This is a genomic window from Paenarthrobacter sp. NPDC089988 (assembly GCF_044748465.1).
Lineage (GTDB): Bacteria > Actinomycetota > Actinomycetes > Actinomycetales > Micrococcaceae > Arthrobacter.
In genome coordinates this window covers 427,384-446,105 of the sequence record NZ_JBIVGD010000002.1, presented here as the reverse complement: position 1 = coordinate 446,105, position 18,722 = coordinate 427,384, and the positions used below count along the sequence as shown (strand labels likewise).

Here is an 18,722-nt window from a genome sequence, read left to right as displayed (position 1 = left end):
CCAAATGAACCAAACGACGTTTGAGTGGACGTGCCCAGAAGCCAGCCAAGGAAAGCCTCCAACTCCGCCCGGCGGCTCACATCAGGGCGTTCACCCGAGCGACTCGACCCGCAACTCAGACATCGATACCGCTGCTTCCCAGCAGAGGTCTTTCCGTTACGGACAAGCCCGTCACCGCACACCAAACATTCCAGAGAAATGCAAGCACCCCAGCCACACTAAGCTTCAAAAGCTTAGCCACCCCGGATTTCCCCACGCCGGCACTGGGAAGCACGCCCCTGCCATACACACGTTCTGTCCTATAACCCCCGCCGGAGCCCGCAGCACGGGTCTGGAAACGCAAGGCAGGGCTATCAGTTTGAGGCTTGCCGGAGGCCCGCGGCCAAAATGTCGGCCCCCGATCCTAGGCTGGGCACAAGTTGCCCGCCAGACGTTTCCAGCCAAAGGGGTTGCCGTGATTTGTTCGATTGTTCCGCCATACATGCTGCGTAAGCTTGCCGCCCGGAGTGAGCCGCGGCTCTGGGCCGTGGCAAGGGCTGCCAAGGAGTCCTTGCTCCATATCAAGGAACTGCAGGCAGTCCGTTCGGCTCCTGCACCGTCCGCACCGCCGAGCGCCCGGCAGGCCCAGCCGGGTCCACCCAAGCGGACCATCTACGACGCCGACACCTCGGAGAACCTTCCCGGCAAACTGGTACGCAAGGAGGGCGCTGCTGCCACTGGCGATGTCGCAGCGGACGAAGCATATGACGGCCTGGGCAGCACCCACCGCCTCTACGCGGACATCTTCGGCCGCGATTCGATCGACGGCGCCGGCTTGCCGTTGGACGCCACCGTCCACTACGGCAATCTCTATGACAACGCGTTCTGGGACGGCCGGCAGATGGTCTTCGGGGACGGCGATGGTGAAGTGTTCCAACGGTTCACCAAATCGGTCAGCGTCATTGGCCACGAGCTCGCCCACGGTGTCACGCAGTTCACTGCCGGACTTGCCTATCGCAACCAGGCCGGCGCGCTCAACGAGTCCATGTCCGACGTCTTTGGCGTGCTGGTGGAGCAGTACCTGAAGCAGGAGACCACCGCGCAGGCGTCATGGCTGATCGGTGAAGGACTGTTCACCGAGAAGGTCCAGGGCGCTGCACTGCGGTCCATGAAGGCGCCCGGCACCGCTTATGACGACGACGTGTTGGGCAACGACCCGCAGCCCGACTCCATGGACACGTACGTCCGCACCAGCGCCGACAACGGCGGCGTGCACATCAACTCCGGAATCCCCAACCGCGCCTTCTACCTGGTGGCAGCCGAACTCGGCGGCAACGCCTGGGGTGCCCCCGGCCAGATCTGGTACGGAACGCTGACCAGCGGCTCGCTGCCGCCTGCCTGCACGTTCGGCAAGTTCGCCAGGACCACCGTATCCACGGCGGAGGAGCTGTTCGGCGCCGGCTCGGTAGAGCATGACGCCGTCCGGAAGGCGTGGGACACTGTGAAGGTGAAGGTTTAGGCCAGCCGGTGGGATTGCACATTCCCTGCAGTCCCGCCCCGGACTGGCCGCCGCAGGCCAGTTAACGGGAAAGCAGCGGGACATGAAGATCACCGTCCAACGCAGCGGGGGCGTCGCCGCCATGACCCGCGTCTGGAGCGTCGAGGCCGTGTCCGCTGACCAAAAAGAGCGCTGGATGCCCATGGTCGAGGCCTGCCCTTGGGAGGAAGCCAAAAGCCAGCCCCGCGCGCTGAACGAACCCGACCGTTTCATGTACTCCATCCGGGCAGGGCAACGCCGCGCTACCCTGCCCGAGCGCGCCGTCACCGGACCGTGGCAGGACCTCGTGGAGTGCGCCAAGGCCGAAGGCGCCGAAACGCGTGGGCGCGTGGGCGGCCGCCGCTAATCCCCCGGCCGCCTCGGACGGCCGCTAGATTGCCTCGGCCAACTGCCCCCGGAAGGCCCTGCGGTAACTCTGGGGGCTCGTATCCAGTACTTTGGTGAAATGGTGGCGCAACAGCACCGAGTGCCCAAAGCCCGCCTCACGCGCAATCTCGTCGATGTTCAGTTCCGTGGTTTCCAACAGTTCCTGCGCGCGGAGAACCCGCTGGGAATTCAACCACGCGGCGGGTGTTGCGCCCGTTTCCGCGCGGAAGCGTCGGGCGAAGGTGCGCGGGGACATGTGGAGCCGCGCAGCAAGATCGTTCACGCTGTGCTCTTGGTCCAAATGCTCCACCATCCAGCGCAGGAGGGCTTCCATCGGCGCCGAGCCGCAGGTGGGCATGGGCCGGTCGATGAATTGGGCCTGTCCACCGTCGCGGTGCGGGGGGACCACCATGTCGCGCGCAATGGCTGCGGCCACGTTGGCACCCAACTCCACCCGCACCAGGTGCAGGCAGGCGTCGATGCCGGCGGCGGTTCCGGCGCTGGTGATGATGTTTCCGTCCTGGACGTAGAGGACATTTTCGTCCACGATCACCCCGGGATACCGGCTGGCGAGGTCCTGGGAGTAATGCCAGTGGGTGGTGCAGCGGCGCCCTTCCAGAAGCCCGGCCCGCGCCAAGGCATAGGCGCCCGAGCAGATGGACATCACCCAGGCCCCGCGCTCGTGCGCAGCGCGCAGAGCCGCATAGACAGACTCCGGCACCTCCTGGTCCCTGCCAAAGGGCGCCATGATCACCAAGTCAGCGTCAGCTGTCGCCTCCAAGCCAAGATTGACGTGGAGGGACAGCCCGGACTTCATGCGGACATCGCCGGGTTCGGGCGCACACACGCGGAAATCGAAGGCGGGAACACCGGCTCCCCTGTCCGATCTGTCGATGCCGAAAACCTCGAACGCAGTGCCGAACTCGAAGATGGAGAAGTCGGGGACCACTATCACGGCTACTGATGTCAACATCTCTCCATTGTGGCAGAAAATTGTTCATTTGGGTCGTTTCTGCCACTGTTTTCCCAGTGCCTGCAAGAGAAGGATGGAGGCATGGAAATCTTCGGAATCATCCTCTTCATCGTCCTCATCACCGCAGTTTCAGCCACCATCGCCGCCCTCCTGAAGGACGGCCGCGGACACAACCCGCCCATCTCCTCCAAGGAACCGTGGAGCGCCTTCGAGGCCCCCAGCAGCCCCTACTGGAACCCGCGGATCTACTGAGCCGCCGGCCCGAAACCCTGTCAAGGATCCACGCACGCCCCATCCATCCGGCGCCCGTTGGTTCACGGAGTTACTGCAGGACTCCATGAACTGACGGGCGTCCTTCTGCGCCTCCCCTGCCCCTGTGCGGCACACCGCCGCGTGGGCTAGATTCTCCTCCATGATCCAAACCTCCGCCCGGCTCCTCCAGTTGCTGTCCTTGCTCCAGGTCCGCCGGGAATGGACGGGTCCAGCACTGGCGGACCGCATGGGCGTCACGGAACGGACCGTGCGGCGGGACATAGACAAACTCCGCAACCTCGGCTACCCCATCCACGCTTCCCCCGGCATCGCAGGCGGCTACCAGTTGGGGGCCGGCGCCCAGCTTCCACCCTTGCTCCTGGATGACAACGAGGCCCTGGCCGTGGCGCTGGGGCTGAACTCGGTTGCCGCGGGACCGGTGGCAGGCATCGGTGAAGCCTCCGTCCGCGCGCTGGCGAAGCTTGAACAGGTGCTGCCTTCCAGGTTGCGCCCCAAGTTCGCCATGTTGAAAGCCGCCGTAACCACGCTTCCCAGCAACGCCGCATCCGTGGACCCCCAGCAACTTACGGCACTCTCCGCAGCCATTTCCGACCGCCGTTGCATCTCGTTCGACTACGTGAAATCCGACGGCGATGCGGCGCGGCGCCTGGTTGAGCCCTATCGCCTGGTGGACACGGGCAGGCGCTGGTATTTGGTGGCCTGGGACATGGATCGGGGCGACTGGCGGATTTTCCGCGCCGACCGGATGGCGTCGTTGCCCACGGAACGGAAGAAGTATGAACCACGGCCCCTCCCCGCGGAGGATCTGGCGGCCTACGTCCAGCAGTCGATCACGAGGTCTCCTTACCGTTTCGACGTCGTTGTGCGGCTGCGTGCCCCGCTCGCCGATGTTGCCGCCGTCGTGGGCCCGCACGTTGCGTCCCTCACAGCGGAGGGTCCGCAGTCAACCATTCTTCGGGCCGGTTGGGACAACCTCGCCGCACCGGCGGCGCATCTGGCCGCCCTGGACATGGATTTCGAAATCATCGGGCCGGCAGAGTTCAAGTCCTTTGCCCTGAACTTGTCCCGCCGGCTTGGCGCGGCCGCGGGGATATGACGGCGCCGCCGTTCCCGCGTGGTGCCCGGCAGTAGACTGGCATCAACCATGACACTTCATATTTCCTACCCCGCCGAGCTCCCCGTTTCCGAGCGCCGCGAGGATTTGATGGCGGCCATCGCCGCGAACCAGGTGACCATCATCGCCGGCGAGACCGGCTCGGGGAAGACAACCCAGATTCCCAAGATGTGCCTGGAACTGGGCCTGGGCGAGAAGGGACTGATCGGCCACACCCAGCCCCGGCGGCTCGCTGCCCGGACGGTAGCGGAGCGGATCGCCTCCGAACTCGGCGTGGACATCGGTGCGGAAGTCGGTTTCCAGGTCCGCTTCACCGGAGAGGTCAGTGCGGCCACGAAGGTCAAGCTCATGACCGACGGCATCCTGCTGGCCGAAATCCAGCGGGACAAGCTGCTGGGCAAATACAGCACCATCATCATCGACGAAGCCCACGAGCGCAGCCTTAATATCGACTTCATCCTCGGCTACCTGAAGCGGATCCTCCCCCAGCGCCCGGACTTGAAGGTCATTATCACCTCGGCCACCATCGACCCCGAACGCTTCGCCAGGCATTTCGGCACCGAGGACTCGCCGGCTCCGATCATCGAGGTCTCGGGCCGGACCTATCCCGTGGAAATCCGATACCGTCCGCTCTCGCAGCCAAGCGGTGGCGACCATGACACCGACGACGAACTCGAAGAGGACCGGGATCCCCTGGACGCCGTCTGCGACGCCGTGGACGAGCTCGCCCAGGAGGCGCCCGGGGACATCCTTGTCTTCTTCTCCGGCGAGCGCGAGATCCGCGATGCCGCCGAGGCACTCAACAGCCGGATCCAGGGAAATCGCCGCCTGGCAGGCACGGAGGTCCTCCCGCTGTATGCACGCTTGAGCCTGCAGGAACAGCACCGGGTGTTCAACCCGGGCGGCAAGCGCCGCATCATCCTGGCCACCAACGTGGCGGAAACCTCCCTGACCGTTCCGGGCATCAAGTACGTGGTGGACACGGGAACGGCCCGCATTTCGCGGTATTCGCACCGGACCAAGGTCCAGCGGCTGCCGATCGAGCGGGTCTCGCAGGCCTCGGCCAACCAGCGTTCCGGACGTTGCGGACGCGTCTCCGAGGGTATCGCCATCCGCCTCTACTCAGAGGAGGACTTCGAGTCCCGCCCGCAGTTCACGGACCCGGAAATCCTGCGGACCAACCTCGCGGCCGTCATCCTGCAAATGACCGCCATGGGCGTGGCCCGGGGTCCCAAGGACGTGGAAAACTTCCCGTTCGTGGAGCCGCCGGACTCGCGTGCCATTAACGACGGCGTCACCCTCCTCCGCGAACTCGGCGCCTTGAGCGCACCCCGGCAACAAGACGCCCAGGATCAGCCGGCCACGGTCCGGGGCGGGCACCGCCGCGGCAGCCAGGGCCGCAGCGGCAGTGGACTGACCGCCGTCGGGCAGAAACTCGCGCAGCTGCCTGTGGACCCCAGGCTCGGCCGCATGATCGTGGAGGCCGGGAAGCGCGGTTGTGTCCGCGAGGTCATGATCCTTGCCGCGGCACTGACCATCCAGGATCCCCGCGAACGCCCCACGGACAAGCAGCAGCTTGCCTCGGAAAAGCACGCCCGCTTCCGCGATGAAAACTCCGACTTCACCGGATACCTCAATTTGTGGAACTACGTGCAGGAACAACAGCGCGAGTTGTCCTCCACGCAGTTCCGCCGTCTATGCCGCACGGAGTTCATCAACTACCTCCGGATCCGGGAATGGCAGGACCTCTTCACCCAGCTTCGGCAATTGGCCAAGCGGCTGGGCATTACCTTGGACAACACCCGGGCTGCCGATCCCGTGGGCCACCACGACGGCATCCACATCAGCCTCCTGTCCGGCCTGTTGAGCCACATCGGCATCTACGACGAACGCAAGCGCGAGTACGCCGGCGCACGCGGCAGCCGATTCGCGATCTTCCCCGGCTCGGCGTTGTTCAAGAAGTCTCCTGCGTTCGTCATGGCGGCGGAGCTGGTGGAGACCAGCCGGCTCTGGGCCCGCGTGGCCGCGAAGTTTGATCCGTTGTGGGCCGAACAAGTGGCCCCGGACCTGGTCAAGCGCACTTACAGCGAACCGCACTGGTCATCGCGCCAGGGTGCGGTGCTGGCGCACGAGAAAGTCACCCTGTACGGGGTGCCGATCATTCCCAACCGCCGCGTCAATTACGGCCGGATCGACCCCGAATTGTCACGGGAGTTGTTCATCCGGCATGCACTGGTTGAGGGTGAGTGGCGCACGCACCACAAGTTCTTCCACCGGAACCGTGCACTCCTCCAGGAAGTCGAGGAACTGGAGACCCGCATGCGGCGCCGGGACATCCTGGTGGACGACCAGACGCTCTTCGAGTTCTACGATGCCCGCGTGGGCAAGGATGTGGTGTCCGAACGGCACTTCGACAAGTGGTGGAAGGAAGCCCGCCAAGCCGACGCCGCGTTGCTGGACTTCGATGAATCCTTCCTGATGACCGAGGACGCCGATGGCCTGGATGACTCGGCCTACCCCAAGGTCTGGGTTCACAAGGGATTCGAGCTTCCGCTGAGCTACGAGTTCCACCCGGTGGCGCCGGGTTCGGCACCCAATCCCTCGGATGGCGTCACGGCCGAAGTACCCGTGCTTTTCCTGAACCAAATGGAGGACGCTCCTTTCCGGTGGCAGATCCCGGGCCAGAGGGTGGACCTGGTCACCGCATTGATCAAGTCCCTGCCCAAGCAGGTCCGGAAGAACTTTGTTCCTGCCCCCGACGTCGCGCGCCAGGCAACCGCTGCCCTTGAAGCGGACTTCGACCCCGCCTCGGATGAGCTGGAAACCTCCCTCGAGTTGGTCCTGCGCCGGCTGAAGGGGCACATCATTCCGCCGGGTTCGTGGAACTGGGAGGCAGTTCCCCAGCATTTGCGGGTGAGTTTCAAAGTGGTGGACAGCCGCGGCAAGGTCCTGGGCGAAGGCAAGGACCTCGCGGACCTCCAGGAAGCCCTGGCCCCGGCCACCCGTCGCGCCATCGCAGAGTCGCTCGGAGCGACGCCGGCTACCACCCGGGCCTCGAAGAGCGGCCCGGCCCGCCTCGACGGCAAGGGTTCCCAACCGGCGTCCGCGGCTTCAAACACTCCGGGCAACGGCGCGGTTGCCGAGCGCGACGGCATCACGTCCTGGGATTTCGGCCCGGTGGAACGCCAGGTCACCAGGACCGTCAAGGGCCATGCCGTCACGGGCTACCCCGCGTTGGTGGACGAAGGATCATCCGTTTCCTTGCGGGTATTCCAGACGCGGCAGGAGCAGGAAGCTGCCATGCGTGGCGGAGTGATCCGGCTCCTGGCCCTCCGCATTCCCTCGCCGGACCGGTATGTCCTGGAACACCTGAGCAACACGGAGAAGCTGACCTTCAGCCAGAATCCGCACGGCTCGGTCAATGCCCTGATCGCCGATTGCGCCCTGGCCGCCATCGACAAGCTGACGCCCCAGGACCTTCCTTGGGACAAGGAAGCGTTCGATGCGTTGTACGAGGCTGTCCGTGCGGAACTGATCGATACGGTCTTCACCGTGACTGCCGTCGTCGAGCGCATCCTGGCCAGTACGCGCCGTATCCAGAAGCAACTGAAGGGCAGTGCCAGCCTCGCCCTGATCAGTGCCTTGAACGATATGAAGAGCCAGCTGGAGCAATTGGTCTTTCCCGGGTTCGTGGCACAGACGGGCTATGCCCAGCTGAGCCAGGTGCCGCGCTACCTGCAGGCCATGGAAAAGCGCCTCGAAAAGCTGCCCGGGAACGTCCAACGCGATGGCCTCAGCATGGCCGTGATCCAGGGCCTGGAAGACGATTACGACGACGCCGTCTCCGCGCTCCTGCCGGGACGCAGGATCGGCCCCGATTTAACCCGGGTGCGCTGGATGATCGAAGAACTCAGGGTGAGCCTGTTCGCGGTAGAACTCGGCACGGCCTATTCCGTATCCGAGAAGCGCATCCGGACAGTCCTCAACCAGGCCCTCGCACCGGCCTGATGGACCAGAGGCGTGACCGGCGGGCCATGCCGGAAAAGAAACCCGGTGGCGCTGAAACAGCACCACCGGGTTAAGAAGCAGGGATCAGTCCTCCGGGACCACGTCCCCGTGACCGGCGGAGCGGAGCGCCGCGCGCAGCTTCACGGCGGTGGCGTCCATGATGGCCGGGTCCGGATTGTGGTCCACGTTGTGCACCTCGAAGTCGGCCATCGAATAGGCCGGCCACACGTGGACATGGAGGTGGTCCACTTCGAAGCCCTCTATAAGGACGCCAACACGCTTGGCATCGAACACGTCTTCCTGTACCTTGCCGATCTTCTGGGCGACGTCCATGACCTTGCCCAGCAGTTCGGGGCTGGCATGGGTCCACGAATCCACCTCTTCGCGTGGAACCACCAGGGTGTGTCCGGACGTGATGGGCGCGATGGTCAGGAACGCCACCACGTCCGGGTCCTTCCACACGAAACGGCCGGGAATCTCCCCGTTGATGATTCTGGTAAACAGCGTGCTCATGTGTCTGCCCTTTCCGAAGGTTCCTGGAGTGTCGAAGTGTCCAGCACAAACCGGTATTTCACGTCGCCTGCCACCATGCGGTCGTAGGCCTGGTTCAGTTGATCGGCTCCGACGATTTCAATATCGCTGGCCACAGAATGGGCGGCGCAGAAGTCCAGCATTTCCTGGGTCTCGGCGATGCCGCCGATCAGGGACCCGGCGTAGGCCAGGCGGCGCCGGATCAAAAGCCCCGGGCTCACGGGCGGCATATCCTCCGCGGGCAGGCCCAGTTGGAACAGCGCACCGTCAAGGCGGAGCGTCTTGAAGTACGGGTTGAGGTCGTGGGGTGCGGCGACGGTATCAATGATCACGTCGATGCTCCTGTTGGCGGCTTCCATCGCTTCGGAGTCAGTGGACAGCACCACATGGTGGGCACCAAGCTCCCGCGCGGCCGCGAACTTGGCAGCGGAAGTGGTGAAGACCGTGACACTGGCACCCATGGCCTTGGCGATCTTGACCGCCATGTGCCCCAGCCCGCCGAGTCCAACGACGCCCACTGCGTCGCCTTCCTCGACGTCGAAGTATCGCAACGGAGAGTAGGTGGTGATGCCGGCGCACAGGAGCGGCGCTGCGGCCGCCGGGTCCAGCCCTTCCGGAATGCGCAGGACGAACCGGCGGTCCACCACCACCGAGGTCGAGTAACCGCCTTGGGTGACGGCGTCGCCGTTGCGGGGATCCTTGGCGCCGTACGTGCCAACGTTGCCCCGCTCGCAGTACTGTTCCAGGCCTTCCAGGCAACTGTCGCATTCGCGGCAGGAGTCCACCATGCAGCCGACGCCCACACGGTCGCCGGGCGCATAATCCTGCACCGCGGAACCGACCCGGGTAATCCGTCCCACGATTTCGTGGCCGGGCACCAGGGGGTACGGCGGGATGCGCCACTCGCCTCTGGTGGCATGGACGTCGGAGTGGCAGAGCCCGCAGAATTCGATCGCGATTTCCACGTCGTCTTCCTTGGGCGCCCGCCGGGAAACGGTCAGCGGCACCAGGCCACTCTCCGGCGACGTGGCACCATACGCAGCAGCGGGCAAGGAACCGGCGACCGACGGCGATGCTTCAGGGGTGATTGTTCTTCCAAGGGGCGGGGGCACAGGGCGTCCGGGGGTCATGCTTTGACGCTACTCCCGGCAGCGCTGCTGGTGCCACCCGGACCGGCGACGCCCTCCCCTTCGAAGGGGTGCTCACCGACAGCGACGGGATTGGCGTCGTTGTTCGACCATTGCGAAAACGATCCCGGGAACAACGCGGCCTGGAAGCCGGCGATTTCCAGGGCAGCAATCTGGTGGGCAGCCGTCACACCCGAACCGCAGTAGACAGCTACCGCGGATGACGCTCCGACGCCCAAGTCCTCGAATCGCTCCCTGAGTTCCGCGGCGGGCAGGAAGGTGCCCTCGGCGGTCACGTTGGCAGTGGTCGGCGCACTCACGGCACCCGGGATATGTCCGGCCCGTGGGTCGATCGGTTCCACCTCGCCCCGGTACCGCTCCCCGGCACGGGCATCGAGCAGCAAGCGGTCACCGTGCCATCGGGCAGCTTCGCCTTCGCCGATCGTCGCCATTTCGCCGTCGCCCAAGGTGACACGCCCGACGTCGGGAGTCACCTCGCCTGCCTCCACGCGGTTCCCTGCCGCACGCCAGGCAGCAAGGCCGCCGTCGAGCAGGTACACCGAGGAGACCCCGGCGTTTCGGAGCATCCACCAGACCCGGGCGGCCGCCATGCTGCCGCTGTTGTCGTACGCAACCACAGTGTCGCCGTCGTTGATGCCCCAACGCCGCGCGGCCTCCTGGAAGCGGGCCGCGGAAGGCAACGGATGCCTGCCCCGGGACGGTTGCGCATGGTCGGCGAGCTCGGTGGGAAGATCCACGAAGACCGCACCCGGCACGTGCCCGGCCACGTATTCGCTGTGCCCGTCGGTCCGGCCCAGGACCCACCGCACGTCCAGGAGCACAGTACGCTCTCCCGCCTCGAGGCGGCGTTGCAAACCGGCTGCGTCAATCAGGATCGCCATCATTCTCCTTCGATAAGCAGTTCCCTGCTGATGTCCGGTTCCAGCCTAGTCCGGCCGGCGGGGCGCAGCCGCCGGTAGGCTTGTCCGGTGAGCAATTCGTGCATTCAGGACAGGGCGTGGGCCCACGAGGCCATCCGCAAGATCGAGGCCGAAAACAACCGGTCGGCGGACACGCACCTCTATGCGGTTCCGTTGCCCGAACACTGGGGCGTGGACCTTTACCTCAAAGACGAATCAACCCACCGCTCCGGCAGCCTCAAGCATCGCCTGGCACGGTCCCTTTTCCTCTACGGCCTGGTCAACGGCTGGATCACCGAAGGCACCACCATCGTGGAAGCGTCCAGTGGCAGCACCGCCGTTTCCGAAGCCTATTTCGCGCGGCTGATCGGCCTGCCCTTCATCGCCGTCATGACCAAGAGCACCAGTGCCGAGAAGATCGCCCTGATCGAGGAGTTCGGCGGCGCCTGCCTGTTGGTTGACCATGCCTCGGAGGTCTACGCGGTTGCCGAACAGACCGCCCGGACGTCCGGTGGCTACTACATGGACCAGTTCACCTTCGCCGAACGGGCCACGGACTGGCGCGGCAACAACAACATCGCCGAATCGATCTTCGAGCAGCTGGGCCTGGAACGCCACCCGGTTCCGGAATGGATCGTGGTGGGCGCCGGAACCGGCGGGACCAGCGCCACCATTGGCCGGTACCTGCGCTACAACCGGCACAGCACCCGGCTGGCCGTGGTGGATCCGGAGAACTCAGCTTTCTACCCGGCCTGGCGGGACGGAACTGCGGGAACCGCTACCGGCCTGCCCTCCCGCATCGAAGGCATCGGACGCCCCCGGGCCGAGCCAAGCTTCGTCCCGGCGGTCATCGACCACATGATCCAGGTCCCGGACGCTGCCTCCGTTGCCGCTATGCGGCACCTGAACAAACTCACCGGACTGCACGCGGGACCGTCCACGGGCACCAATCTGTGGGGCGTTTGGCAACTGGTTGCAGAGATGGTGGCCGAAGGCAGGAAGGGCAGCATCGTCTCGCTGATGTGCGACGCCGGCGACCGCTATGCGGGCAGCTATTACGACGCCGGATGGCTGGCCGGCAAGGGATTGGACCCGGCCCCGTTCGAAACCGTCCTGGACAGGTTCCACGAAACCGGGGTGTGGAACAACGGGGCCTAGACCTCGACGCTCTCGCGTGCAGCCAGTGATGCGTAGGTGGTTCCGTACCGCGCACCGATGCGCGTCACATGGCCCTCAACCAGGCCACGGCCCAGGTGGTTGAGCAGGGCATCGTGGACGGGGAAAGCCTTCGGCGCACGGACCGCGATCACAAAGTCAACCACTTCGCCTACCTTGGACCACGGGGCGTGGATGGGCACCAGGAGTGTTTTGACATCGATTCCGTCCGGTACCACGAAGGAATCGCCAGGATGGAAGACGTTGCCGTCCACGAGGTAGCCGATGTTGGAGACCACCGGAATCTGGGAGTGGATCAACGCGTGCTGGCCACCAAAGGTCTTGATGTCGAAACCGGCTGCCTCGAAGGCCGAGCCGGGATCGACGGCGTGGATGCGGGCTGCGACGTTTCCGGCGGACGCCTCCTCCGCGGCCTTCTTCACCGTGTTGGCCACCCCCGCCGGAGCGTACAGCTCCAGTCCCCCGTTTGCTTCCATGGCCTCAAGGACCGCGGGCTGGTCTATATGGTCCCCGTGCTCATGGGTGATCAGTACTGCCTCGGCCCCGTCCAGGGCTTCCTTCGATTCGGAAAAGGTCCCGGGATCAATGACCAGGACGTGGCTGTCCTTTTCCAGGCGGACACAGGCATGCGTGTACTTGGTGAGCTTCATGGTCACAGCCTATGGTTCGCCGCAAAGGGTTTCCAAGCAGCCCGGCTGGTAAAATTGGGACTCGCCAGCAACCCAGGAAACGGAGCCCTCCACAATGCCACACGGCACCCAGTCAGCCACGAGTGGTCCTTCTGCGCCTGCTTCCGGTGGCGTCAAGGAACAGCGCGTCACCAAGCAACGCCTGGCGGTCAGCGCTGCGTTGGATGAACTGGACGACTTCGTCAGCACACAGGAGCTGTACCGCCTCCTGCAGAACAAGGGCATCTCGGTTTCGCTGGCTACGGCCTACCGCATTCTGCAGTCCCTCGCGGACGACGGCTTGATCGATGTCCTTCGCAACGGCGATGGCGAGGCCGTCTACCGGCGTTGCGCCGTCACCGGGCACCACCACCACCTGCTGTGCCGCAACTGCGGCAAAGCCGTGGAGGTCGAGGCGCCCGCCGTCGAAACCTGGGCCGCCCGCACGGCTGCCGAGCACGGCTTCACGGAAGTGGCCCACACCGTGGAGATTTTCGGACTATGCCCGGAGTGCACCGCCAGGAAGGCCAAAGGCAAGCTTTAGAGCGCCCTCGCCGGCTGGTCCCGGGACACGCGTCCGTTGAGTCCCCGCCTGGCCCGGACCCGGCCGATCACGCGGCACACCACGTAGATGAGGAAGGACAACGTGGTGACGTAGGGGCTGATGGGGATCCGGCTGCCGAGGGCCAGGAGAATTCCACCCACCGTGGCCGTGATGGCGAACGCGACGCTCAACAACACCACCAGCCGCGGTGACGTCGTCACCCGGAGGGCCGCGGCCGCCGGAGTAATCAGGAGCGCAAGCACCAGGAGTGCGCCCACGATCTGGATGGACAATGCCACGCTCACACCCAGGAGCACCATGAAGCCGATGGCGATCCCACGCACCGGTACGCCGCGGGCCTCGGCCATGTCCGGATCCACGCTCGCGAAACTCAAGGGGCGCCAGATCGCGGCAAGGGCAAGCATCACCACCACGGCGGTCCCGGCGAGGACCTGCAACTGGACGGTGTCCACGGACACGATCTGGCCGGTCAGCAAGCCAAACTTGTTGGCCGCGCGTCCCTCGTAGAGGGCCAGGAAGAGGATCCCCAGGCCTAGTCCGAATGGCATGATGACGCCGATGATCGAGTTCTTGTCCCGCGCCCTGACACCCATGAAGCCCAGGAGGACGGCCGCGGCCACGGAACCAATGAGCGAGCCGAAAATAATGTCGGCCCCTATGAGCAGGGCAAACGCGGCACCGGCAAAGGAAAGCTCCGAAATACCATGCACGGCAAAGGCAAGGTCCCGCTTCATCACAAAGGTGCCTACCAGCCCGCCCAGCAGGCCCAGGACGGCGCCCGCCCAGATGGAGTTCTGCACCAGCACCAGCAATTCGCCGTAGTTCTCGAAATTGAAGATCGTCTGCAGGACGCTTCCCCAGTCCATCAGAATTCCTCCCCGGAAGCCGCGTGGGCATCGGCGTGGAAGTGCGTGGTGGCGTCGGGAAGTCCCACGACGACGATCCTTCCGTTGGCGTGGATAACCTCCACATGGCTGTTGTAGAGATCCGAGAGGACTTCGGTGGTCATCACTTCCTGTGGGGTCCCCACCCGGAACCGGCCTCCGGCGAGGTAGAGCACGCGGTCCACGTAGTCGATGACAGGGTTGATCTCATGCGTCACGAATACCACGGCGCTGTTGCGGGAATGGCATTGCTCGTTGATGAGCGAACTGACGGCCTGCTGGTGGTGCAGGTCCAATGACAGCAGGGGCTCGTCGCAGAGCAGGACCTGCGGTTCGGTGGCCAAGGACTGGGCAACCCGGAGCCTTTGCTGTTCGCCGCCGGACAGTTGGCCCACCGGAACCTTGGCGTAGTCCGCGGCGCCCACCAGCTCCAGCAGTTCATCCACGCGCTTGTTGACGGCACGCGAAGCCAACCTGAGGCCCCATCGGTGTCCGTCGATCCCCAGACCCACAAGGTCCCTGGCTCGAAGGGGTGTGTCCGGCGCAAACGACTTCTGCTGCGGAATGTAGCCAATGCGCCTGCTCCCGCGTTCCACCGGGTGGCCACCGAGGGCCACGGTTCCGGAGTGCAGTTCCTGAAGTCCCAGGAGGACCTTGAGGAAGCTGGTCTTGCCGCTGCCGTTGGGCCCGAGCACGGCGAAGAATTCCCCCGGATGGATGTCGAGGTCAAGGCCTTGCCAGAGTGTCCTCTTGCCGAACTGCAGGCTCGCTCCGCGGAGGCTCACTACCGGTGTCAAAAGGTGTCCTCGATCCGTGCACGGCGCCAGGCCGTGGTAGTTGGGTGCCGCGATGGTCCGCGGGGTAAGTGATGGCAAGCGTGGGCCCCGCAGCCATCCTGATTATCTTAGGACGCTTGCGGGGCCCTCCGCGGCAAGGCGGCGCTGGTTGTCGAGACCTACTGCTTTGCCAGTGCCCCCGAGATGGCGTCGACGTTGCCGGCCATCCACTGAACGTAGTCCTTGCCCTCAGGGAGGGTCTCAGTGAAGTTCACTACCGGCACGCCGGCAGCATCCGCTGCCTTCTTGACAGCCTCTGTCTGCGGACCCTCGGTCTGCTCGTTGTAGGCCAGCAGCCTGACGCCTGAGACGAGGTCGGTGGTTTCCTTCAAGACGGAGGCGGGGACATCCGTGCCTTCTTCGACGGCGGCACTGTAGGCTTCCGGCGTCTTGTTCACCAGTCCGGCGGCTTCAAGGAGGTACAGGGGAACCGGTTCGGTGATGGCCACGGGCGCGTCTTGGTTGCTTGCCTTGAGGGCTTGGAGTTTTCCGGTCAGTTCCGCCAGCTTGCCTTTAAAGGAGTCTGCGTTGCTCTTGAAGGTGGCCGCCGATCCGCTGTCCAGCGCCCCAAGCTTTGCTGCCACGGCGTCCGCCAGCTTACCCATCGAGTCCAGGCTGTACCAGACGTGCTCATTGAATTCCCCATGGCTGTGGCTGTGGGCTTCGTCGGAGTGTGCCTCCTCGCTGTGGCCAGCCTCCTCCGGAGCCAGCCCGGACACCTCCACAGCGCTGATCATGTTGTCATGGCCAATGTTGGTGTCGTCGGCGATCTTATGCAGGAAGTCGTCGTAGCCTCCACCGTTCTCCACCACAAGCTTGGCCTTGGAGATCACCAGTTTGTCCTGGGCGTTTGCCTCGTAGGAATGGGGGTCCTGGCTGGTCTTGGTGATGATGGCATTGACGTTTACCTTGTCTCCGCCGATCGCCTTGACGATGTCCCCGTAGACATTGGTGGAGGTCACCACCTCGATCCCTCCGGACGACGACGGCGAACCCTCCCCGGCATTGCCGGCGCAGGAGGACAAGGACAGGGCAGCGGCAGCGGCCACGGCGACCATGGACAGGCGGACGGCGTTACGACGCACGAAAACCTCGGATCTACTCAAAATGAGAATCAAACACAACAAGTGGGATGACTTCATTGTAGCCATAAATAGGAATCATTCCTATTTAGGGGTGACTGGCCCCGCTTCCCGCGGATCGCCTGACGTGATGTCCGCTACGACGGCTGGGTGCCACCACCCAGGCGGCGGATCCCGGTGGCCTGGGTGGCGTCGCGGATTTCGCCCACAAGTTGCTCAATGACATCCTCAAGGAAGAGCACGCCCTGGGTATTCCCACCCGGTCCCACCACACGCGCCAAGTGTGAACCCGTCCGCTGCATCACGGACATGGCCCGTTCAATCTCGTCTTCCGGGGAAAGGTTCGCCAGCGAACGGATCCGCCCCTCGGCAATCGGGTGGCGGCGCCCCTCTTCCGGGATGGAGAGGATGTCCTTGACGTGCAGGTATCCGGCGAGTTCGCCGTCGTCGTCCACCATGGGGAACCGCGAAAAGCCGGTACGGCTAACCGCCTTCTCCAGATCCACAGGGGTGGAAGCCGGCTTGAGCACCACCAACTTGTCCAGGGGAACCATGATGTGGGACGCGGTGTGCTCGGAGAACTCCAACGCACCAGTCAACAACCCGGCCTCGTCATCCACCAGGCCGTGCCTGGTGGACTCCTGCACGATCGACTGCACCTCTTCCAAGGTGAAGGAGGATGACACCTCATCCTTCGGTTCGATCCTCATGAGCCGCAGGATGTGGTTTGCCAGCCAGTTCAGCGTCCAGATGATGGGTTTGACCACACGGGCAATGAACACCAGGGGCGGAGCCAGCAGCAACGCCGCCTTGTCCGCCACGGATACGGAGATGTTCTTGGGAACCATCTCGCCGAACGTCACGTGGAGGAAGGTGACAAACAGGAGGGCGATGGCAAACGCAATCACATCGGCCAACTCCACCGGAACACCCACCAGCTCAAGTGGTTCAGCCAGCAAGTGGTGGATTGCCGGTTCCGCAACCTGAAGAATCAGGAGCGAACACACGGTAATGCCCAACTGCGCGCACGCTAGCATCAAGGACACGTTTTCCATGGCAACAAGGGTGGTTTGCGCCCGCTTGGAGCCAGCCTCCGCCAAAGGTTCTATCTGGCTGCGCCGCGCGGACATGACAGCGAACTCAGCGCCGACAAAAAAGGCATTGCCAACCAGGAGGATGACGAGCCATACCAGGCCTGCCCAGTCGCTCACAGGGCCCCCGCCCCATGGGACTGGGCCCGGCCGTCGTCGGAGCCATCTGCCTGTTCCTCGATGTGGTGGAAGCAGATCCTGTCGATCCTGCGGCCATCCATCCTGGTCACCGTCAACGTCCCCCCGCCGGCGTCCACCACGTCGCCTGCTTTGGCAATGCGGCCCAGCTTGCTCATGACGTAACCGCCAACGGTTTCATAGGCTGCCTCATCAGGGACAGTCAGGCCGGGAATCTGCTCCGAAACTTCGTCCGGTCGCAGGAGGCCAGGGAAATACCAATCACCGGACGCGCTCTGGAGCAGCCCCGGACGGACCTTGTCGTGTTCATCGGACACTTCGCCCACGATCTCCTCCACGAGGTCTTCGAGCGTGGCAATGCCCGCAGTACCGCCGTATTCATCAAGGACGACGGCGAGTTGCAGGTTCCCTTCGCGCAGTTCAGCCAGGAGCGAGTCCAGGTGGATCGTCTCGGGCACGCGGAGGACTTCAGTCATGATCGCTCCGGCTTCCAGCTTTGCCCTGCGGTCGGACGGCACGGCAACAGCCTTCTTCACATGGACCACCCCCCGGATGTCATCCGCCGAGTCGCCGATCACGGGAAAACGTGAATATCCGGTGCGGCGGGCGGCATCGAGGATATCGGTGACGGGCTGCCCGGCATCGATGGTTTCCATGCGGATGCGCGGCGTCATCACATCGGCCGCGGTCCTGCCGGAGAAGTTCAACGTGCGGGCCACGAAGTTGGCAGTTCCGGCGTCCAGGGTTCCCAGTTCGGCCGAACGCCGCACCAGGGAAGCCAGTTCCGCAGGGGTACGCGCACCGGAGATTTCTTCCTTGGCCTCAAGCCCGAAGAGGTTCAGGACCTTGTTCGAGAACCCATTGAGGATCACAATCGCAGGTTTGAAGACGGCGGTGAAAACCAACTGGGGACGGGCAAGGCGCTTGCCCAGGGGGAAAGCGAGGGCGATCGCCATGTTTTTCGGCACAAGTTCACCCAAGAGCATGGACAGCAGGGTTGCCAGCATCATCGCCACTACCAACGCCACGGAACGGGCCACCTCGGGAGCCAGCCCCAGCAGCCCCAGCGGGCCGGAAAGAAGCTGTCCAACGGAGGGTTCCATGACGAAGCCCGTCAGGAGCGTTGTGAGGGTGATGCCCAACTGGCAACTGGAAAGTTGGGTGGAGAGGGATTTGAGGCACTTGAGCAACGGCGCCGCGGCGTGGTCACCGTTGTCCACCGCGCGCTGGACGCTGGCCTGGTCCAAAGCGACCAAGGAGAATTCAACGGCAACGAAGAAACCGGTGCCCAGGATGAGGGCAAAGCCGGCAAGGAGGAGGAGCCATTCCACTTAGCGGATCCCTCCAAGGGCCGGCACGGGGAACGGTAGACCCGCCTGTCGGCGGCGGAGGGCCGGCGGAGGCTGGTCCGGCCCCGCAGGCCTGGAACCTGC

At 64.5% G+C, this 18,722-nt stretch carries 17 protein-coding genes; 7 read left to right on the top strand and 10 right to left on the bottom strand.

From position 1 onward, the window contains the following. Positions 1 to 481 precede the first annotated feature (481 nt). Positions 482 to 1,498, top strand: coding sequence for a M4 family metallopeptidase (locus ACIPV6_RS05330; protein ID WP_400269855.1), 1,017 nt, complete (start codon positions 482 to 484; stop codon positions 1,496 to 1,498). 82 nt (positions 1,499 to 1,580) lie between these two features. After that, on the top strand, positions 1,581 to 1,883 hold the full coding sequence (locus ACIPV6_RS05325; RefSeq protein WP_400269854.1) for a protealysin inhibitor emfourin: 303 nt from the start codon (positions 1,581 to 1,583) through the stop codon (positions 1,881 to 1,883). Between the two features lie 24 nt (positions 1,884 to 1,907). Here ACIPV6_RS05325 and ACIPV6_RS05320 read toward each other — a convergent pair whose 3' ends face one another. After that, complete coding sequence (locus ACIPV6_RS05320) at positions 1,908 to 2,876, bottom strand: GlxA family transcriptional regulator (protein WP_400269853.1); 969 nt, start codon at positions 2,874 to 2,876, stop codon at positions 1,908 to 1,910. A gap of 81 nt (positions 2,877 to 2,957) precedes the next feature. On the opposite strand from ACIPV6_RS05320, the gene ACIPV6_RS05315 reads away from it, so the two are divergent. The 3 genes from ACIPV6_RS05315 (at position 2,958) to hrpA (ending at position 8,271) form a co-directional block, all read left to right on the top strand. Then, positions 2,958 to 3,128, top strand: a complete 171-nt coding sequence (locus tag ACIPV6_RS05315; protein WP_397322377.1) for a hypothetical protein — start codon at positions 2,958 to 2,960, stop codon at positions 3,126 to 3,128. 160 nt (positions 3,129 to 3,288) lie between these two features. Then, positions 3,289 to 4,245 carry a helix-turn-helix transcriptional regulator gene (locus tag ACIPV6_RS05310; RefSeq protein WP_400269852.1) on the top strand — a complete coding sequence of 319 codons (957 nt, stop codon included), beginning with the start codon at positions 3,289 to 3,291 and terminating at the stop codon, positions 4,243 to 4,245. A 48-nt stretch (positions 4,246 to 4,293) separates the two neighbouring features. Continuing rightward, the gene (gene hrpA, locus ACIPV6_RS05305; RefSeq protein WP_400269851.1) at positions 4,294 to 8,271 is read left to right on the top strand and encodes an ATP-dependent RNA helicase HrpA; all 3,978 of its coding nucleotides are present in this window, start codon (positions 4,294 to 4,296) and stop codon (positions 8,269 to 8,271) included. Between the two features lie 84 nt (positions 8,272 to 8,355). Here the strand turns inward: hrpA and ACIPV6_RS05300 are convergent, their stop codons facing one another. From ACIPV6_RS05300 to ACIPV6_RS05290, 3 genes are read right to left on the bottom strand one after another with little or no spacing between them, the layout of a single operon-like run. After that, positions 8,356 to 8,784, bottom strand: a complete 429-nt coding sequence (locus ACIPV6_RS05300) for an HIT family protein (protein ID WP_400269850.1) — start codon at positions 8,782 to 8,784, stop codon at positions 8,356 to 8,358. Next, a complete protein-coding gene (locus ACIPV6_RS05295; protein ID WP_400269849.1) occupies positions 8,781 to 9,932 on the bottom strand; it encodes an NAD(P)-dependent alcohol dehydrogenase in 1,152 nt (383 codons plus the stop codon). Before ACIPV6_RS05295 ends, ACIPV6_RS05300 begins: the two co-directional genes overlap by 4 nt. Then, on the bottom strand, positions 9,929 to 10,831 hold the full coding sequence (locus tag ACIPV6_RS05290; RefSeq protein WP_400269848.1) for a sulfurtransferase: 903 nt from the start codon (positions 10,829 to 10,831) through the stop codon (positions 9,929 to 9,931). Before ACIPV6_RS05290 ends, ACIPV6_RS05295 begins: the two co-directional genes overlap by 4 nt. Before the next feature lie 87 nt (positions 10,832 to 10,918). Between ACIPV6_RS05290 and ACIPV6_RS05285 the strand changes: the two genes are divergently transcribed. Continuing rightward, positions 10,919 to 12,007 (top strand): PLP-dependent cysteine synthase family protein, encoded by a 1,089-nt coding sequence (locus tag ACIPV6_RS05285; protein WP_400269847.1) that lies wholly within the window; start codon positions 10,919 to 10,921, stop codon positions 12,005 to 12,007. Here ACIPV6_RS05285 and ACIPV6_RS05280 read toward each other — a convergent pair. Then, positions 12,004 to 12,675 (bottom strand): MBL fold metallo-hydrolase, encoded by a 672-nt coding sequence (locus ACIPV6_RS05280; RefSeq protein WP_400269846.1) that lies wholly within the window; start codon positions 12,673 to 12,675, stop codon positions 12,004 to 12,006. The two genes, ACIPV6_RS05285 and ACIPV6_RS05280, sit on opposite strands and share 4 nt — an antisense overlap. Positions 12,676 to 12,769: 94 nt before the next feature. Here ACIPV6_RS05280 and ACIPV6_RS05275 point away from each other — a divergent pair, with 94 nt between their 5' ends. After that, positions 12,770 to 13,237 carry a Fur family transcriptional regulator gene (locus tag ACIPV6_RS05275; RefSeq protein ID WP_400269845.1) on the top strand — a complete coding sequence of 156 codons (468 nt, stop codon included), beginning with the start codon at positions 12,770 to 12,772 and terminating at the stop codon, positions 13,235 to 13,237. Here the strand turns inward: ACIPV6_RS05275 and ACIPV6_RS05270 are convergent. The 5 genes from ACIPV6_RS05270 to ACIPV6_RS05250 form a co-directional block, all read right to left on the bottom strand. Beyond that, the gene (locus tag ACIPV6_RS05270) at positions 13,234 to 14,124 is read right to left on the bottom strand and encodes a metal ABC transporter permease (RefSeq protein WP_397322366.1); all 891 of its coding nucleotides are present in this window, start codon (positions 14,122 to 14,124) and stop codon (positions 13,234 to 13,236) included. The genes ACIPV6_RS05275 and ACIPV6_RS05270 overlap by 4 nt on opposite strands. After that, the gene (locus tag ACIPV6_RS05265) at positions 14,124 to 14,939 is read right to left on the bottom strand and encodes a metal ABC transporter ATP-binding protein (RefSeq protein WP_400269870.1); all 816 of its coding nucleotides are present in this window, start codon (positions 14,937 to 14,939) and stop codon (positions 14,124 to 14,126) included. The genes ACIPV6_RS05270 and ACIPV6_RS05265 overlap by 1 nt, the downstream gene beginning before the upstream one ends. A gap of 158 nt (positions 14,940 to 15,097) precedes the next feature. After that, positions 15,098 to 16,120 carry a metal ABC transporter solute-binding protein, Zn/Mn family gene (locus ACIPV6_RS05260; RefSeq protein WP_400269869.1) on the bottom strand — a complete coding sequence of 341 codons (1,023 nt, stop codon included), beginning with the start codon at positions 16,118 to 16,120 and terminating at the stop codon, positions 15,098 to 15,100. A gap of 77 nt (positions 16,121 to 16,197) precedes the next feature. Next, complete coding sequence (locus ACIPV6_RS05255) at positions 16,198 to 17,271, bottom strand: hemolysin family protein (RefSeq protein ID WP_400269844.1); 1,074 nt, start codon at positions 17,269 to 17,271, stop codon at positions 16,198 to 16,200. Then, entirely contained in the window at positions 17,268 to 18,620 is a 1,353-nt protein-coding gene (locus ACIPV6_RS05250) for a hemolysin family protein (protein ID WP_400269843.1), read from the bottom strand. Before ACIPV6_RS05250 ends, ACIPV6_RS05255 begins: the two co-directional genes overlap by 4 nt. Between the last annotated feature and the right edge of the window lie 102 nt (positions 18,621 to 18,722).

What these genes read in the sequence shown, in the direction of transcription:
- ACIPV6_RS05315 (WP_397322377.1), top strand. Translation starts at nt 2,958, where the DNA reads ATGGAAATCTTCGGAATCATCCTCTTCATCGTCCTCATCACCGCAGTT.
- hrpA (WP_400269851.1), top strand. Translation starts at nt 4,294, where the DNA reads ATGACACTTCATATTTCCTACCCCGCCGAGCTCCCCGTTTCCGAGCGC.
- ACIPV6_RS05320 (WP_400269853.1), bottom strand. Translation starts at nt 2,876, where the DNA reads ATGTTGACATCAGTAGCCGTGATAGTGGTCCCCGACTTCTCCATCTTC.
- ACIPV6_RS05275 (WP_400269845.1), top strand. Translation starts at nt 12,770, where the DNA reads ATGCCACACGGCACCCAGTCAGCCACGAGTGGTCCTTCTGCGCCTGCT.
- ACIPV6_RS05310 (WP_400269852.1), top strand. Translation starts at nt 3,289, where the DNA reads ATGATCCAAACCTCCGCCCGGCTCCTCCAGTTGCTGTCCTTGCTCCAG.
- ACIPV6_RS05295 (WP_400269849.1), bottom strand. Translation starts at nt 9,932, where the DNA reads ATGACCCCCGGACGCCCTGTGCCCCCGCCCCTTGGAAGAACAATCACC.
- ACIPV6_RS05300 (WP_400269850.1), bottom strand. Translation starts at nt 8,784, where the DNA reads ATGAGCACGCTGTTTACCAGAATCATCAACGGGGAGATTCCCGGCCGT.
- ACIPV6_RS05280 (WP_400269846.1), bottom strand. Translation starts at nt 12,675, where the DNA reads ATGAAGCTCACCAAGTACACGCATGCCTGTGTCCGCCTGGAAAAGGAC.
- ACIPV6_RS05290 (WP_400269848.1), bottom strand. Translation starts at nt 10,831, where the DNA reads ATGGCGATCCTGATTGACGCAGCCGGTTTGCAACGCCGCCTCGAGGCG.
- ACIPV6_RS05260 (WP_400269869.1), bottom strand. Translation starts at nt 16,120, where the DNA reads ATGAAGTCATCCCACTTGTTGTGTTTGATTCTCATTTTGAGTAGATCC.
- ACIPV6_RS05270 (WP_397322366.1), bottom strand. Translation starts at nt 14,124, where the DNA reads ATGGACTGGGGAAGCGTCCTGCAGACGATCTTCAATTTCGAGAACTAC.
- ACIPV6_RS05325 (WP_400269854.1), top strand. Translation starts at nt 1,581, where the DNA reads ATGAAGATCACCGTCCAACGCAGCGGGGGCGTCGCCGCCATGACCCGC.
- ACIPV6_RS05330 (WP_400269855.1), top strand. Translation starts at nt 482, where the DNA reads ATGCTGCGTAAGCTTGCCGCCCGGAGTGAGCCGCGGCTCTGGGCCGTG.